Origin of the sequence: Kitasatospora viridis (assembly GCF_007829815.1) — a bacterium.
In the GTDB taxonomy this organism is placed as follows: Bacteria; Actinomycetota; Actinomycetes; order Streptomycetales; family Streptomycetaceae; genus Kitasatospora; species Kitasatospora viridis.
In genome coordinates this window covers 3977128-3993095 of record NZ_VIWT01000001.1, presented here as the reverse complement: position 1 = coordinate 3993095, position 15968 = coordinate 3977128, and the positions used below count along the sequence as shown (strand labels likewise).

The 15968-nt window shown below is 73.4% G+C and carries 13 protein-coding genes; 5 read left to right on the top strand and 8 right to left on the bottom strand.

The features are described from left to right. Positions 1–65: 65 nt before the first annotated feature. Together FHX73_RS17875 and FHX73_RS17870 are read right to left on the bottom strand one after the other, a co-directional pair. On the bottom strand, positions 66–722 hold the full coding sequence (locus FHX73_RS17875; protein WP_145905948.1) for an HAD family hydrolase: 657 nt from the start codon (positions 720–722) through the stop codon (positions 66–68). A gap of 51 nt (positions 723–773) precedes the next feature. Next, the gene (locus FHX73_RS17870) at positions 774–1283 is read right to left on the bottom strand and encodes a DUF6912 family protein (RefSeq protein WP_145905947.1); all 510 of its coding nucleotides are present in this window, start codon (positions 1281–1283) and stop codon (positions 774–776) included. A 272-nt stretch (positions 1284–1555) separates the two neighbouring features. Between FHX73_RS17870 and FHX73_RS17865 the strand changes: the two genes are divergently transcribed. Further along, a complete protein-coding gene (locus FHX73_RS17865; RefSeq protein WP_145905946.1) occupies positions 1556–2134 on the top strand; it encodes an Rv3235 family protein in 579 nt (192 codons plus the stop codon). A 69-nt stretch (positions 2135–2203) separates the two neighbouring features. Here the strand turns inward: FHX73_RS17865 and secA are convergent, their stop codons facing one another. After that, entirely contained in the window at positions 2204–4954 is a 2751-nt protein-coding gene (gene secA / locus FHX73_RS17860; protein WP_145905945.1) for a preprotein translocase subunit SecA, read from the bottom strand. A 226-nt stretch (positions 4955–5180) separates the two neighbouring features. On the opposite strand from secA, the gene FHX73_RS17855 reads away from it, so the two are divergent. After that, positions 5181–5735, top strand: a complete 555-nt coding sequence (locus FHX73_RS17855) for a GNAT family N-acetyltransferase (protein WP_342795304.1) — start codon at positions 5181–5183, stop codon at positions 5733–5735. Positions 5736–5800: 65 nt separating this feature from the next. Next, positions 5801–6997 (top strand): winged helix-turn-helix domain-containing protein, encoded by a 1197-nt coding sequence (locus FHX73_RS17850; RefSeq protein ID WP_145905944.1) that lies wholly within the window; start codon positions 5801–5803, stop codon positions 6995–6997. Positions 6998–7040: 43 nt separating this feature from the next. Here FHX73_RS17850 and FHX73_RS17845 read toward each other — a convergent pair whose 3' ends face one another. Continuing rightward, the gene (locus FHX73_RS17845) at positions 7041–7769 is read right to left on the bottom strand and encodes a response regulator (protein WP_145908355.1); all 729 of its coding nucleotides are present in this window, start codon (positions 7767–7769) and stop codon (positions 7041–7043) included. 157 nt (positions 7770–7926) lie between these two features. Further along, on the bottom strand, positions 7927–8616 hold the full coding sequence (gene hpf / locus FHX73_RS17840) for a ribosome hibernation-promoting factor, HPF/YfiA family (protein WP_145905943.1): 690 nt from the start codon (positions 8614–8616) through the stop codon (positions 7927–7929). Between the two features lie 355 nt (positions 8617–8971). Here hpf and FHX73_RS17835 point away from each other — a divergent pair, with 355 nt between their 5' ends. After that, positions 8972–9715, top strand: coding sequence for a ComF family protein (locus FHX73_RS17835; RefSeq protein ID WP_145905942.1), 744 nt, complete (start codon positions 8972–8974; stop codon positions 9713–9715). Here the strand turns inward: FHX73_RS17835 and FHX73_RS17830 are convergent. Genes FHX73_RS17830 through mtrA form a run of 3 tightly spaced genes read right to left on the bottom strand, consistent with a single transcriptional unit; the run spans position 9703 to position 14402 of the window. Continuing rightward, positions 9703–11643: an LpqB family beta-propeller domain-containing protein gene (locus FHX73_RS17830; RefSeq protein WP_145905941.1), complete on the bottom strand. Its 1941-nt coding sequence runs from the start codon at positions 11641–11643 to the stop codon at positions 9703–9705. The two genes, FHX73_RS17835 and FHX73_RS17830, sit on opposite strands and share 13 nt — an antisense overlap. Then, on the bottom strand, positions 11627–13723 hold the full coding sequence (gene mtrB, locus FHX73_RS17825; RefSeq protein WP_425461394.1) for an MtrAB system histidine kinase MtrB: 2097 nt from the start codon (positions 13721–13723) through the stop codon (positions 11627–11629). The genes FHX73_RS17830 and mtrB overlap by 17 nt, the downstream gene beginning before the upstream one ends. A 1-nt stretch (position 13724) precedes the next feature. Further along, positions 13725–14402 carry an MtrAB system response regulator MtrA gene (mtrA, locus tag FHX73_RS17820; protein WP_145905940.1) on the bottom strand — a complete coding sequence of 226 codons (678 nt, stop codon included), beginning with the start codon at positions 14400–14402 and terminating at the stop codon, positions 13725–13727. 237 nt (positions 14403–14639) lie between these two features. Between mtrA and FHX73_RS17810 the strand changes: the two genes are divergently transcribed. Continuing rightward, complete coding sequence (locus FHX73_RS17810) at positions 14640–15965, top strand: DUF7847 domain-containing protein (RefSeq protein WP_170304948.1); 1326 nt, start codon at positions 14640–14642, stop codon at positions 15963–15965. Positions 15966–15968: the final 3 nt, after the last annotated feature.

Below are 15968 nucleotides of genomic sequence, written 5' to 3'. Positions count from 1 at the left end.
GGCGGCCGGCCCGGCGCCGCGCGACACACCACCGTTCGGGGTGCGGTGCCCGGGCCGCCGGACGGTCAGACCGCCAGCTGCCGGGCCAGCGCCACCGCCTCGGCCAGCGAGTCCACCACCGGCACGCCGACCGGCTCCAGGTTGGCCCGCACGTGCGAGCCGCCGGTGTACAGCACCGCGTGCACCCCGGCCTCCCGGGCGGCCAGCGCGTCGTCCGCCGCGTCGCCGATCACCACGGTGCGGGACGGGTCCACCGCCTCGCCCAGCGCCCGCAGGTGGCGCACCATGGCGGCCGCCTTCTGCCCGTGCGAGGGGCCGGTGCGGCCGTCCACCCGCAGGAAGCGCGGGCCGATGCCGAACCGCTCGACGGCCGGCAGCAGCCGCTCGTGCTGGTGCATCGACAGCAGCGACTGGGTGTGGCCGTCGGCGGCCCAGCCGGCCAGCAGCTCGGGCACCCCGTCGGCCAGCCCGACGTCCGCGCTCAGCCGGGTGTAGTGCTCCTGGAAGGTGGCGTCCAACGCCTCCCACTGGGTGCCGCTGGGCTGGAAGCCCAGCACCCGCTGGTAGAACCGCGGGATGGGGATCTCGTAGTTCTCCCGGTACTGCGCGACGGTCAGCGGCGCCCCGCCCACCGTGGCGAAGGCCGCGTTGCTGGCGGCGACCACGGCCGCCATGTCGTTGAGGAGGGTCCCGTTCCAGTCCCAGACGATGTGAGTACGCACCCGGGCACGGTAACCGGCCCCGCTGACACCCCGGTTTCCAGGGGGCGAAAGTCAGCCGAGCAGACCGGGGATCTCCTGGGTGGCGAACCAGAGCAGCTCGTGGTCCTCGGCGCCGTCGACGGCGAACTGGGCGTCCGCGTCGCCCGCGTCGGCGGCGACCACCGCACCGGCCGCGGTGGCCACGTCGCCGGTCACCTCGGCCTCGTCGGCGTCGGCGTGCACGGCGGCGGCCTTGGCCAGCAGCACCGGCTCGGCCAGGCTGACCCGGCCCAGTGAGGCCTGGTCCTGGTACTCGTCGCCGCCGAACGGCTTGACCGCGCGGTCCGGCACGTCCAGCGCCACCACCACCCGGCGGCGCGGCGCCCCCGGGTCGGCGGCCAGCAGGCGCAGCGAGGACTGGGCGGCCCGGACCAGCGCCGCGTACTCCAACTCCTCGATGTCGTCGCTGACGTACCACTCGCGCAGCGCCGGGGTGACCGCGTAGGCGGCGGACTGGTCGAGCTCGCCACCGCGGTGCGCCTGGGCCAGCGCGGCCAGGGTGGTGGGTACGTAGACACGCATCGGGGACACGCTCGCTTCCTGCTCCGACAGCTCGGGACCCCCACAGAATACGGCCCGGACGATCACCGGGGTGTCCCCCTTCGAGCGGACCGTCCGGAGCGGTCCGCGCCGGGTGCGGCGCCGCCGACCCCTTGGCGCTCCGGGCCGACGGGGTGTCAAGACGCCGTTCGGGGGACCACTTCGGGGGTGGCGGACGGCCCCTTGAGCCGGACGGCAAGCTGCCGATAGCACGGGTGACGCACCCGATCCGCCCGAACCCGGGGGTACCGACGATGACCCAGACCGCGCTCGCCACACCCATGGTGACGATCCGTCCGCTCGGCCGCGCCGCGACCGGGGAGCACCCGCCGCACCGGCCCGCCGCCGCCAGGACCGCCGCGCCCCGGCAGCCGCTGCGCCCGCACGCCGGCGCCCCCGCGCCCCGCGCGCCGCGCCATCCGCGCAGCGCCTGCGCAATGCCCGCCGACCGCCCCGGCACCGGAAGCGGAAGCGGCACCGGCACCGGCACCGGCACCGACGAGGCCGCCGCCCGCCGCGAACTGGCCCGCCGCTTCGCCCAACGCCTGGTCGAGGTGCTGGCCGGCGCCCGCCCGGCCGGCCAACTCGCCCGGCACACCACGCACGACGGCTACCGCCAGCTGGCCGGCCTGGTCCGCCGCGGCCCGCTGCGCTCGGCCGCCGGCCGCGGCCGGCTCGGCCTCGGCCCGGTGCACGAGTTCTCCCCCGCGCCGGACGCCGTGGAGGTCTGCGTCCGGGTCGCCACCGGCCGCCGCGACCACGTGGTGGCGTTCCGGCTGGAGCGCCACCACCGCACCGAGACCTGGCAGTGCGCGGCCGTGGAGGCCCGCTGAGCGGCCCCGGGAACGCCGCCGCGCCGCCCGGTCGGACCGGACGGCGCGGCGGACGCTGCTGACGGGGTGTTACTTGCGGCGGCGGCCCTTGGCGGCCTTGCGGCGCTCGGCCCGGGTCAGCCCGTCGCCCTCGGCGGCCGGCGCGGCGTCCTCGTCGAAGTCACCCTCGACCACCGTGTCGTCGCCGTCCACCGACGGGGCGGTGTAGTGCAGGCGCTGGCGGGCCGGCGCCTCCAGGCCCTTGGCCTTGATCTCCGGACGGACGTCCTCGACCGCGGCCTCCTCGCCCTCGGCGTCGGCCGGCAGCGGCACCTCCTCGACCTGCTGCTCGACCTGGACCTCCAGGTTGAACAGGTAGCCGACGGACTCCTCCTTGATGCCCTCCATCATGGCGCCGAACATGTCGAAGCCCTCGCGCTGGTACTCGACCAGCGGGTCGCGCTGGGCCATCGCCCGCAGGCCGATGCCCTCCTGCAGGTAGTCCATCTCGTAGAGGTGCTCGCGCCAGCGGCGGTCCAGCACCGAGAGCACCACCCGGCGCTCCAGCTCGCGCATGACCTGCTCGCCGAGCTGGTCCTCGCGGGCGCCGTACTGGGCCTGGATGTCCTCCTGGACCACCTTGGTGAGGAACTCGGGGGTGAGCCCGGCGGTGCCGCCGGCCTCCTCCTCCAGCTCGGCCAGGTCCAGGGTGATCGGGTAGAGCTGCTTGAGCGCGGTCCACAGCTTGTCGAGGTCCCAGTCGTCCTCGAAGCCCTCGCCGGTGGCGGCCTGCACGTACGCCTCGACGGTGTCGTCCATGAAGTGGCCGACCTGCTCCTGCAGGTCCTCGCCCTCCAGCACCCGGCGGCGCTCGCCGTAGATGACCTCGCGCTGGCGGTTCAGCACCTCGTCGTACTTCAGGACGTTCTTGCGGATCTCGAAGTTCTGCTGCTCGACCTGGGTCTGCGCGGAGGCGATCGCCCGGGTGACCATCTTGGACTCGATCGGCACGTCCTCGGGCACGTTGGCCATCGACAGCACGCGCTCGACCATGCCGGCCTTGAACAGGCGCATCAGGTCGTCGCCGAGCGAGAGGTAGAAGCGGGACTCGCCCGGGTCGCCCTGGCGGCCGGAGCGGCCGCGCAGCTGGTTGTCGATCCGGCGGGACTCGTGCCGCTCGGTGCCGAGCACGTAGAGGCCGCCCAGGTCCTGGACCTCCTCCTGCTCGGTCTTGACCGCGGCCTTGGCCTTCTCCAGCGCGTCCGGGAACTCGGCCTGGAACTCGTCCGGGGTCTCCACCGCGCTCAGGCCGCGCTGCGCCAGCTCGGCGGTGGCCAGGTGCTCGGGGTTGCCGCCGAGCATGATGTCGGTGCCGCGGCCGGCCATGTTGGTGGCCACCGTGACCGCGCCCTTGCGGCCGGCCTGGGCGACCACCTGGGCCTCGCGCTCGTGGTGCTTGGCGTTCAGCACCTCGTGCGGGATGCCGCGCTTGCGCAGCTCCTGGGAGAGGTACTCGGACTTCTCCACCGAGACGGTGCCGACCAGCACCGGCTGGCCCTTCTCGTGCCGCTCGGCGATGTCGTCGACCACGGCGGCGAACTTGGCCGGCTCCGACTTGTAGATCAGGTCGGGCTGGTCGATCCGCTTGGGGTTCTTGTTGGTCGGGATCGGCACCACGCCGAGCTTGTAGATCTGGTGGAACTCGGCCGCCTCGGTGGTGGCGGTACCGGTCATGCCGGAGAGCTTGGAGTAGAGGCGGAAGAAGTTCTGCAGGGTGATGGTGGCCAGCGTCTGGTTCTCGTTCTGGACCTCCACCCCCTCCTTCGCCTCGATCGCCTGGTGCATGCCCTCGTTGTAGCGGCGGCCGGCCAGGATTCGGCCGGTGTGCTCGTCGACGATCATGACCTCGCCGTTCATCACGACGTAGTCCTTGTCCGTCTTGTAGAGCTCCTTCGCCTTGATGGCGTTGTTCAGGAACCCGACCAGCGGAGTGTTGACCGACTCGTAGAGGTTGTCGATGCCCAGGTAGTCCTCGACCCGGGTGACACCCTCCTCCAGCACGCCGACGGTGCGCTTCTTCTCGTCGACCTCGTAGTCCCGGTCGCGCTTGAGGCGCAGCACCAGCTTGGCGAAGTCGGTGTACCACTTGGTGGCCTGGTCGGCCGGGCCGGAGATGATCAGCGGGGTGCGGGCCTCGTCGATCAGGATCGAGTCGACCTCGTCGACGACCGCGAAGTTGTGGCCGCGCTGCACCAGTTCGTCCTGCGACCAGGCCATGTTGTCGCGCAGGTAGTCGAAGCCGAACTCGTTGTTCGTGCCGTAGGTGATGTCCATCGCGTACTGGCGACGGCGCTCGGCCGGCGGCATGTTGGCCAGGATCACGCCGACCTCAAGGCCCAGGAAGCGGTGCACCCGGCCCATCCACTCCGAGTCGCGCTCGGCGAGGTAGTCGTTGGTGGTGATCAGGTGCACGCCCTTGCCGGTGAGCGCGTTCAGGTAGGCGGGCAGGGTGCCGACCAGGGTCTTGCCCTCACCGGTGCGCATCTCGGCGACGTAGCCGAGGTGCAGGGCCGCACCGCCCATGATCTGCACGTCGTAGTGGCGCTGGCCGAGCACGCGCTTGGCGGCTTCGCGGACCGTGGCGAAGGCCTCGGGGAGGATGTCGTCCAGCGACTCGCCCTCCTCCAGCCGCGACTTGTACTCCGCGGTCAGCGCGCGCAGCTCGTCGTCCGTCAGGTTCACGAAGTCGTCTTCGATGGAGTTGACCTGGGCAGCAATCCGCTGCAGCTTGCGAAGGATCTTCCCCTCGCCGGCGCGCAGGATCTTGTCGAAGACGGACACTTGAGCGGGCTCCTTGCCTGGATCGGCTCTGGACGACTGCACGGCGGGTCCACCCCGCCGCACGGGCCATCGTATGCGAGGAGTCCAATCCCCCGGGAGGTGCGTCAGCACGCCATTCCGGTGTCACTCCTGAGGGCGGATCGCGCGATAGTCATCGCAACGGTCACAAAACGGGCGGCGAAAACCCGTTGCCGCCCGTGCGGGCCCGCCCGGGATACTTCGGTTCATGAACGAACCGATCACGCCCGTGACCCTGGAGACCGACCGCCTCGTACTGCGCCCGCCCGCACTCGACGACCTGGACGCGGTCACCGCCGCCTGCCAGGACCCGGAGATCCAGCGCTGGACCGTGGTCCCCACTCCCTACCGCCGCGAGGACGCCGAGTTCTTCGTCAACGTGGTCGGCACCAAGGGCTGGGCCTCGGGCTCGCCGACCTGGTGCGTGTTCGAGAAGGCCACCGGCGAGCTGGTCGGCACCCAGGGGCTCACCCACCGCGGCCCGGGCCGGGCCGAGATCGGCTACTGGGCCACCGCCTCGGCCCGCGGCCGCGGCCTGACCCTGGAGGCCACCCGGGCGGTCTGCCGGTGGGGCCTGACCGAGCGCGGGCTGCGCCGGATCGACTGGACCGCCTACGTCGGCAACGAGCCGTCCAAGGCGCTGGCGCTCAGGGCCGGCTTCACCATCGAGGGCGTGCTGCGCTCCTGGGGCGAGCAGCGCGGCCGGTTCCACGACGTGTGGATGGGCTCGCTGCTGGCCGACGAGGCCGACCGCTCGGCCTGACCGGACCGCCGCCGGAACGGCCCGGGCCGTTCCGGCTGTCGCATCCGCCACCTACCCTGTCCGGCATGACCGTTGCCGCTCCCCCGCCGTCCCTGACGCTCAGCGCCGACCAGGCCCGCCGGATCGCCCTGCGGGCCCAGGGCCTGCTCGGCTCGCCGGACCGGCGGGCGGGGGTGCGCGGGGTGCTGCGCCACCTCGGCGCGGTGCAGTTGGACACCATCTCGGTGCTGGCCCGCTCGCACGAACTGGTGCCCTACGCCCGGCTCGGCGCGGTCGGCCGCCCGGCGGTCGAGCAGGCCTACTGGGGCGGCGGGACGAGCTTCGAGTACTGGTCGCACGCGGCCTGCGTGCTGCCCGTCGAGGAGTGGCCGCTGTTCGCCTTCCGCCGCCGGGCCTACCGCGACCGCGGCCGGCTCTGGGACCACCGGGTGAGCGAGTCGGCCTACCGCGCGGTGCTCGACCGGCTGCGCGCCGAGGGCCCGCTGACCAGCACCGAACTCGGCGGCGCCAAGCGCACCGCCGAGTGGTGGGACTGGTCGGAGGGCAAGATCGCGGTGGAGCGCGCGCTGGCCTTCGGCGACGTGGTCTGCACCGAGCGCCGCGGCTGGAAGCGGGTCTACGCGCTGGCCGAACAGGCCGTGCCCGCCGAGCTGTTCGAGCAGGACCCGGACGACCGCAGCTGCCTGTTGCGCCTGGTCGGCCAGGCCGGCCAGGCCCTCGGCGTCGCCACCCGGGCCGACCTGGCCGACTACCACCGCCTGAAGACCAATCAACTCGACTCCGTGCTGGCCGAGTCGGGGCTGGTGCCGGTCGCGGTCGCCGGCTGGGGGGCGGACGGCGGCGAGGGCCCCGCCTGGGCCGATCCGCAGGCCCTGGCGGCGGAGCAGCTGGCCGGCCGGGAGTGCCACCGCACCACGCTGCTCTCGCCGTTCGACTCACTGATCTGGGACCGGGCGCGCACCGAACGGATCTTCGGCATGTCCCACCGGCTGGAGGCGTACACCCCCAAGTCCCGCCGGGTGCACGGCTACTTCGCGATGCCGCTGCTGGCCGCCGGCCGCCTCATCGGCCGGGTGGACCCGGCGCGCGAGGGGCGGGTGCTGGTGGCCCGCCAGGTCTCGCTGCACGGCCGGTCCCAACTGCCCGCGCTGGCCCGGGCGCTGCGTGAGGCGGCGAGCTGGGTGGGCTGCACCGAGGTGCGGGTGGAGGCGCTGCACGACGAGGCCCTGCGGCCGGACCTGGTCCGCCTGTTGGCCGACTAGGCCGCCGCGGCGGACCGGCGGCGGGCCCGCGACGGACCGGCGGTCACCCTATTTCGAGGATCTTCTCCCGCATCGCGTAGACCACCGCCTCCATCCTGGAGTGCAGTTGCAGCTTCTCCAGGATGTTGCGCACGTGGTTCTTCACGGTGTTCTCGCTGATGAACAGCTCCTTGGCGATCTCCCGGTTGTTCATCCCGGTGGCGACCAGCTTGAGCACCTCCAGCTCCCGGTCGGTCAGCCGCGGTGCGGGCACCAACTCCCGGTCGTCGGAGCGCCGTTGGATCATCGACTTGAACTCGGTGAGCAGCTTGGCCGCCATCGAGGGGCTGATCTGCGACTGCCCGTCGGCCACCGCGCGGATCGCGGTGGCCACCTCGTCGGTGGAGATCTCCTTGAGCAGGTAGCCGGTGGCCCCCGCCTTGATCGCCTCGTAGAGGTCGGCCTCCTCGTCGCTTATCGTCAGCATGATGATCTTGGTGCTGGGCGCCACCTCCTTGATCGAGGTGCACGCCTCGATGCCGCTGCGGCGCGGCATCCGAACGTCCATCAGGATGATGTCCGGCAACAAATCGGCGGCCTTGAGCACGGCCTCCGCACCGTCCGCCGCCTCGCCGACCACCCGGATGTCCGGTTCGTCGGCCAGCACGATCTCCAACCCCCGCCGGAAGAGCGCGTGGTCGTCCACCACCAGGACGCGAATGGGCTCGCCGCCGCGCGGCGCGAACTCCGACTCCGGACCCCCGCCGACACCGCCCTCGAACCGCTCCGCCATCCGCCCCTCCCCCTCGCCGAAAGCTCCGGGGGTCATCATTCCACGGTCCACGGGAGCGGACTCACCGCTCGTGCCCGGGGTCCCTCCAACGGGTGCGCCCGGCGCCCGGCGGTCCGCCGGGCGCCGGGCGCGCTCCACTGCCGTCAGCCGTGCCGGTTCACCGCTCGGCTCCGTTGATCGATCCGCCCGCGCCGGCCGCCTCGTCGTCGGGCTCCAGTCCGTCCGACCGCAGGTGGATGACGCCGTAGTCGTAGCCGCGGCGCCGGTAGACCACGCTCGGCAGGCCGCTGTCCTTCTCCACGAAGAGGTAGAAGTCGTGGCCCACCAGCTCCATCGACTCCAACGCCTGGGAGAGCGCCATCGGGTGGGCGACGTGCGTCTTCTCGCGGACCACCAGCGGGCCCTCGCCCTCCACCTCGACCGTGCCCATCACGGTCCGCGGCACCGCCTGCTCGTTCAGCTCCTCCATGGTCGCGGTGCCCTGCTGCGCCGCGATCCGCGCGGTCGCCTGGGCGACGCTGAGCGGCGTGGTGCGGGCCCCGTGGTGCACCCGGCGCCGGTCCGCGGACTTGCGCAGCTGGGCGTCGAGCTTCGCCGCGGCCAGATCCAGGGCCGCGTAGGGGTCACCGGCCGCCGCCTCGGCCCGGATCACCGGGCCACGGGTACGGACAGTGATCTCGACCCGGTCGGACCGCTCGGCCTGGCGCGGGTTGTGTTCCTTGGACACCTCGACGTCGAGGCTGATCACCTTGCCGTCGAACTTCTGGACCTTCTCCAGCTTCTCGGCCACGTGCTCGCGGAACCTCTGGGGCACCTCGGTCTTGCGGCCCTTGACGACGATGTCCACGCAGAACTCCGATCCCTCGTACTGGCGCCGGCCCGGACTACCGGGCCGGGCATGAGACCCAGCCTGACCAGCCGTACTGCCGCCGGTCCGGCACCCGGTCCGCGGACCGGGTGGGGCTGGACCCTCACCCACTTCCTCCCCACCAGAGACGCTTGAAACCCTGGGAGCCTCATCTCACACCCAGCACGGGTTTCCTGCCTCTCCAGCGGGACCTTAGAGGGCGTGCGATCCGGCCGGACAGCTGTTCACCCCTGTCTACCCTCAATGGAGTGAAGTGAGGGTAAATATCTGGACAACTCCGCCCGGACGGCCCACTCTGGCGGCATCACCGAGGGTGATCACCAGGGAGGCTCCGTTGCTGACCGCCGCGCTCGACGTGCTGCTGCCCTCCCCGTGCACCGGCTGCGGGGCGCCCGGCGGTCCGCTCTGCCCCGGCTGCCGGACGGTCCTGGACGCGCTGCGCCCGCACCCGGCCGGCCCGCTCCCCGCACCGCCCGGCCTGCCGCCGCTGCACGCCTGCGCCGGCTACCGCGACCCGGTGCGCCGACTGCTGATCGCCCACAAGGAACGCGGCGCGCTCAGCCTCGCCGGGCCGCTCGGCGAGGTACTGGCCCGGTCCGTCCGCGCGGCGCTGGCCGGGGCCGGTGCCGGTCCCGGCGGGCCGCCGCTGCTGCTGGTGCCGATGCCGTCCGCCCGGCGCGCCGTGCGGGCCCGCGGCCAGGACGCCACCCGCCGACTGGCCCGCGGCGCCGCCCGGGCACTGCGCCGCCAGGGGCTGCCCTGCCGCGTCGCACCGGTGCTCCGCCCGGCCCGCCGGGTGGCCGACCAGAGCGGGCTCGGCGCGGCGGCCCGCCGGGCCAACCTGCACGGGGCCCTGACGGTGCCCCGGCTGACGGCGGACCAGCTGACGGGCCGCCGGCTGGTGCTGGTGGACGACCTGGTGACCACCGGGGCCAGCCTGGCCGAGGCCGCCCGGGCGCTGCGCGCGGCCGGCGCCGAACCGCTGGCCGCCGCGACCGTGGCCGCCACCGCCGCCCCGGCCGGCCTGCCGCGCGCCGTCCACCGGCGCGGGCCGCTCGGCGGACCTCAGCCCGCGTAGGCCGGCTGCCCGCCGTCCTTGGCGGCCACCTTCCACTGCGGCTGCACGGTGCCGAACAGCCGGTAGACGGTGTGGTCGGTGTCCTTGGCGTCGGCCAGCACCGGGTCGGAGCGCGACTCGGAGGCCGCCACCACGCTCATCCCGTCCACCGCCTGCAGGCCATTGGTGTCGATCGCGGTGGAGCCGTCGGTGGACAGGTAGTGCAGCTGCATCACGCTGTCCGCCTCCTTGCCGAGCACCAGCAGGGTGTCCGGGTCGGCCCAGGAGACCGAGGTGACGTCGGCCAGTTGCGGCGGGGAGACCTGGCGCACCGCGGTGATCTCCGCGGTGGGCTGCGTCGGCGTGCCGCCGCGCTGCACCAGGCCGATCGCCAGGGTGTGCCCGCCGCCGTCGGACAGCAGCAGCGCCACCCGGGTGCCGTCGGAGGAGACCCGCAGGCCGTCCACGGTCTGCCCGTCGGCCAGCCCGGCGACCGGGACGGTGACCTTGGCCTGGTTGCGGAGCATCAGCACCTGCGGGGCGGCCGGGTCGCGGTCCACCACGAAGAGGTCGTCGTAGCCGTCCCAGCTGGGCGAGGAGAGGCCCTGGTCGGGGCGCGGGGCGCGGCTGGTGGCCAGCGGGGCGCCGAGCGACTTGGCGGTGTCGTCCAGTCCGGCGACGTACAGCGACTTGCCGTCCTCGCTGACCACGGCGGCGGCCTTGTCGTCCCGGCGCACCGCGTACTGCCCGTTCACCTTGCCGCCCGAGGGCTGCAGCGCGGGCGGCAGCTTGGCGGCGCCGAGCACGCCGGGCACCGGGTTGCTCTGGCCGGGGCTGTCGCCGAGCGGCAGCCGGGCCAGCTGGCCGTTGTCGGCGTCCCGGACGTAGGCCAGGCCGGTGCCGGCCAGGTTGCCCGGCTGGTACGACGAGTTCTTGGCCTGCGTGGAGTTCATGCTGGCGCTGCCGCGCCGACCGGTCACCGTGACCGACTCGATCGCGGTGGGGCCGTTCACGCTGACCAGGGTGAAGTAGAGCTGCGCGGCGATCTGCCGGCACTGGCGCTCGCTGACCACGCAGTCCACCCCGTCCAGCCGGAGCTTGGGGTTGTGCGGGTCGTCGCTCGTCACCGTGTCGGCCGGGTGCACGCTGTCGTCGAAGGCGGAGTGGACCGCCGGGGCGAGCCACTGGGACGGGCCCTCGGCGAGCGCCCGCGCGGCGGCCGAGTCCGGGTCGACCCGGCGGCGCAGGTAGATCGGGTCCGGCACCAGCACCGGGTCCTGGTCCGGGCCGGGCGCCTGCGGGTCGTCCTTGGTGAAGTAGTAGCGGTCCACCTGCTGGTAGGCGTTGCGGAAGCTCACCTGGTCCAGCACCAGGCCGGTGGGCAGCTGGGAGATCCGCCACTCGGCCCGGGCGGCGGCCTCCTTCGGGTCCTTGGTGTCCTTGGCGTCCTTGGCCGTGTTCACCAGGGTGAACGTGCCGGTGTACTGCTGGTCGGTGGCCCGGTAGGTGTGCTGGGCGTCCAGCTGGCCGATCTGGTGCGAGCTGATCGTCAGCACCACCTGGTCGGTGGCGGTCGAGTCGTCGTCGACGGGCGGCTTCTGCTGCGCGGTGCTCTTGAGCACCACCGCGCCGCTGTCCGGCTGCCAGCTGGTCAGCGCGTCGCCGGTCAGGTACTGCTTGGCGGTCTTGTAGTTCGCCTCGTCGGCGATCGACGCGTCGAGGAAGTTCTGCAGCACCTCGGCGGGGTTCAGCCCGTCGCGCGGCGGGAACGGCAGCACCCGCACCTGGATGCCCTGGTCGGCGCCGGCGCCCTGGGGCGGGGCCACCGCCTCCGGGTCGCCGCTGTCCGGCATGGTGGCGCAGCCGGCCGCCAGCAGGACGGTCAGCGCCGCCGCCAGCGCGCCGGACCAGCGCCGGCCGGGCCGAACCGGCTCACTGAGGCTCCGCACTCCCCGCCCCCTCCGCGTTGGTCCCCTCGGCGCCCTGTGCGCCCTGTTGCGCGCCGCCCGGTGCCCGTCCCCGGTCCACCACCACGTGCGCGCCGGTCGCACCGTACCCGCCGCCCGCCGTGCTGACGTCGGACGGGTCGGCCACCGGCCCCCTCGCCAGCCGCTGCGGGCCGAGTCCCCCGGTGATCGCCAGCACCCCGCCCAGCCCGGGGCCGAGCCCGCCGCCCGCGCCGCCCGGGGTCTCCGGGATCACCGACAGCTCGCCGCTGGCGGTCAGCGCGGTCGCGCCGGACGGCAGCGCCCGCCGGTACGGGGTCCCCTGGGCCCGCAGCCCGCGGTTGTGCCGGGAGTCCTCCGGCTCCAGCCGGAACGGCGCCCGGCCTATGTCCCCGCCGCGGGTGCGCGGCAGGGTGAGCCGGAAGTGCGAGCCGCCGCCCGGCTCGCCCCAGGCCTGCAGCCAGCCGCCGTGCAGGTGCGCGTCCTCCACCGCAATGGACAGCCCCAGGCCGGTGCCGCCGGTGGTCCGCACCCGGGACGGGTCGGCCCGCCAGAACCGGTGGAACACCCGGGAGGCCTCGCCCGGCTTGAGCCCGATGCCGTAGTCGCGCACGCCGACGGCCACCGCGCCCTCGGCCGAGCCGAGCCGGATCACCACGTCCCGGCCCTCGCCGTGCTCCAGCGCGTTGACCACCAGGTTGCGCAGGATCCGCTCGATCCGGCGCTGGTCCACCTCGGCGACCACCGGAACGTCGGCGTCGCGCAGCACCACGGCGCTGCCCTTCAACCGGGCCAGCGGGTCGGCCGCCTCGACCACCCGGTTGACGATGTCGCGCAGGTCCACCGGCTCGGCGTCCAGGATCGCCGCGCCCGCGTCGAACCGGCTGATCTCCAGCAGGTCGGCGAGCAGCGACTCGAAGCGGTCCAGCTGGCCCTGGAGCAGCTCGGCGGAGCGGGCCGCCATCGGGTCCAGGTCCTCGCGCGAGTCGTAGATCAGGTCGGCGGCCATCCGGACCGTGGTCAGCGGGGTGCGCAGCTCGTGCGAGACGTCCGAGACGAACCGGCGCTGCACCCGGGAGAGCTCCTCCAGCTGGTGGATCTGCGCCTGCAGCGCCCCGGCCATCCGGTTGAAGGACTCACCGAGGCGGGCGATGTCGTCCGTCCCGGTGACCTTCATCCGCTCCTCCAGGTGCCCGTCGGCCAGCCGCTCGGCGATGCCGGCCGCCATCCGCACCGGGGTGACCACCTGACGGACCACCAGCCAGGCGATGCAGCCCATCAGCATCACGATGAACAGACCGGCGGTGGCCACCGTGCCGGTGACCAGGGCCAGGGTCTGGTCCTCCTGGGCGAAGGAGAAGGCGAAGTAGAGCTGGTAGGGCTTGTTGTCCGGGCCGTTGAGCTGCTTGCCGATCACCAGGCCGGGCTCGGAGACCGCAGAGCCGTTCGCGGCGATCCGGTGGATCGTGGTCGCCTGCTCGTGCGGCACGTTCGAATTCTTCGCCACGTCGGCCGCGAGCTGCGGGGAGATGCTGCTCAGCGAGATGTCCTCGGAGGCACGGGCGCTCTCCGGCGCGGTGACGCTGCTGGCCACCGCGCTCTGGTCGGTGGCCGGCACGGTGCCGATCACCACGTAGACGCCCTGGCCGCCGCTGGCCAGGCTGGCCACCTGGGTGGTCAGCCAGCTGTTGCTCTCGCCCTGGTCGGTGCCGGTGCCGGCCTGCTTGGCGGCCTCGTCGGCCTGCTGCTGACCGTCGCTCAGCTTCTGCGCGGTGGTGAACCCGCCGAAGGCCTGGCCCAGCGCGGCGTGCTTCTTGCTGTCCAGCAGGCCCTGGCGCACCTGGGCCATCACCACCACGCCGAGCACCACCACCAGCGCCACCGAGAGCGCCAGGGTCGCGGCGACCACCCGCAGCTGGATCGAGCGGCGATACAGCGCGGCGAGCCGCAGGAACGGGCTGCGCAGCCGGCGCGTCAGCAGACCGAAGGGGGAACCGGCGTCCCGCGTCTGCGGGGCCGGATCCCCGGTGTGCGCCTCCCCGGCCGCGTTCGGGGCCGGGGAGGGGTGGATCTGATCCGTCACGTCAGCTGGGCCCGGCCTTGTAGCCGACACCGCGGACGGTGACCACGATCTCCGGGCGCTCCGGATCCTTCTCGATCTTCGAGCGCAGGCGCTGCACGTGCACGTTCACCAGACGGGTGTCGGCGGCGTGCCGGTAGCCCCAGACCTGCTCCAGCAGCACCTCGCGGGTGAACACCTGCCAGGGCTTGCGGGCCAGCGCGACCAGCAGGTCGAACTCCAGCGGGGTCAGCGGGATGCCCCGGCCGTCCCGCTTGACCGAGTGGCCGGCGACGTCGATCACCAGGTCGCCGATGGTCAGCTGCTCGGGGGTGGGCTCCTCGGCCCGGCGCAGCCGCGCACGGACCCGGGCCACCAGTTCCTTGGGCTTGAACGGCTTGACCACGTAGTCGTCGGCACCGGACTCCAGGCCCACCACGATGTCGACCGTGTCGGTCTTCGCGGTGAGCATGACGATCGGGACTCCCGACTCGGACCTGATCTGCCGGCAGACGTCGATCCCGTCCCGCCCGGGCAGCATCAGATCGAGCAGCACCAGGTCCGGCTTGACCTCGCGGAACGCGGCCAGGGCCTTGTCCCCGTCCGCGACGAAGCTCGGCTCGAAACCCTCTCCACGCAGCACGATGCCGAGCATCTCGGCGAGTGCGGTGTCGTCATCGACGACCAGGACGCGACCTTTCATGCGCCCATCCTCTCATTACGCGAATGTGACCTGTCGCACACCCGCGCCAATTCCCCCGCCGGTTCCCCGGCCAGACGACCCATATCCACCCAAACTCCCAACTTCCTCGGTCCTGCCGACTCCGTTGTCGATCAGCAACCAGGCACCCCTGGGGCGCCTGCCGACACCATGGCACGATGGTCGGCACGCATGCGCCACCCACCATCCTGGGGCCCGACGCCCCACCGAGGAGCAGTGATGACCGACACCCCGGGCTGGGTCTCGCCCGGCTCGTCCCCGTCCGACCCCGAGGACGGCCGGGCGCCCGCGAGCGCGCCCGCCGCACCGGAGTCCCCCCGCCCGGAGGGTGGGGCAGGGACGTCGGCCGCACCCGCGGACGCCACTGCACCCGCGCCGGCGCCCGCCGCCTCCGCCGCGCCGCCGTACGCCGGCGCCTACGGACAGCCGGGCGCCCAGGTGCCCCCGCAGCAGGGCTTCGCGCCGCCGCCCGGTTGGGGCCGGCCGCCGCACCAGCAGCAGGTCGGCTGGGGCCAACCCGGCTGGAGCCAACCCGGCTGGGGGCAGCCCGGCTGGCAGCCGCAGTGGGGCAGTCAGCCGCTCACCCCGAAGCCCGGGGTGATCCCGCTGCGCCCGCTCGGCGTCGGCGAGATCCTGGACGGCGCGATCACCACCAGCCGCAAGCACTGGCGCACCGTGCTGCCGCTCTCACTGGGCGTCGCCGTGCTCACCCAGGGCACCTCGGTCGCGATCCAGTGGTACGCCCAGAGCAACGACACCCCCGGGCTGGCGGCCGTCCTGCTGCTGGGCGTCGGATTCCTGATCAGCGCGGTGGCGAGCCTGGTGATGAGCGCGCTGCTCACCATGGTGGTCAGCAAGGCCATCCTGGGCGAGCCGGTCACCGCCGGTGCGGCCTGGCGGGCCGCCCGTCCGCAGTTCTGGCGACTGCTGGGGCTGAGCCTGCTGATCGCGCTGATCTGCGTCGGGATCGTGGTGCTCGGCCTGCTACCCGCCCTGATCATCGGCCTGGCCAGCGACAACACCTCCGCCGCCGCGGCCACCGCCGTGCTCGGCCTCCTCGTGGCCGGCTTGGTGGCGACCTGGATGTACGTCCGGCTCAGCCTCGCCACGCCCGCGCTGATGCTGGAGAAGCAGGGCATCAAGGCCGCACTGGCCCGCTCCCGCAAGCTCACCCGGGACAGCTGGTGGCGGATCTTCGGCATCTCCGTGCTCGGCGTGGTGCTCACCGCCATCATCGCCGGGCTGATCGCCGCGCCGTTCACCATCGGGGCGGGCGTGGCGAGCAACCCGTTCGCCCAGCTCAACGACCCGAACCAGCCGGTGACGCTGTCCTTCCTCGCCCTGCTGCTGACCGGCGTCGGCGGCGTGCTCGGCGCCACCATCACCGTCCCGGTCCGGGCCGGCATCAACGTGCTGCTCTACGTCGACCAGCGGATCCGCCGCGAGGCGCTCGACCTGGAGCTGGCCCGCGCCGCCGGCCTGCCCGAGTACGGCGGCACCGGCTGGGCCGGGCAGCCGGGCCAACCGCCCACCGGGGCGGCCTGACCC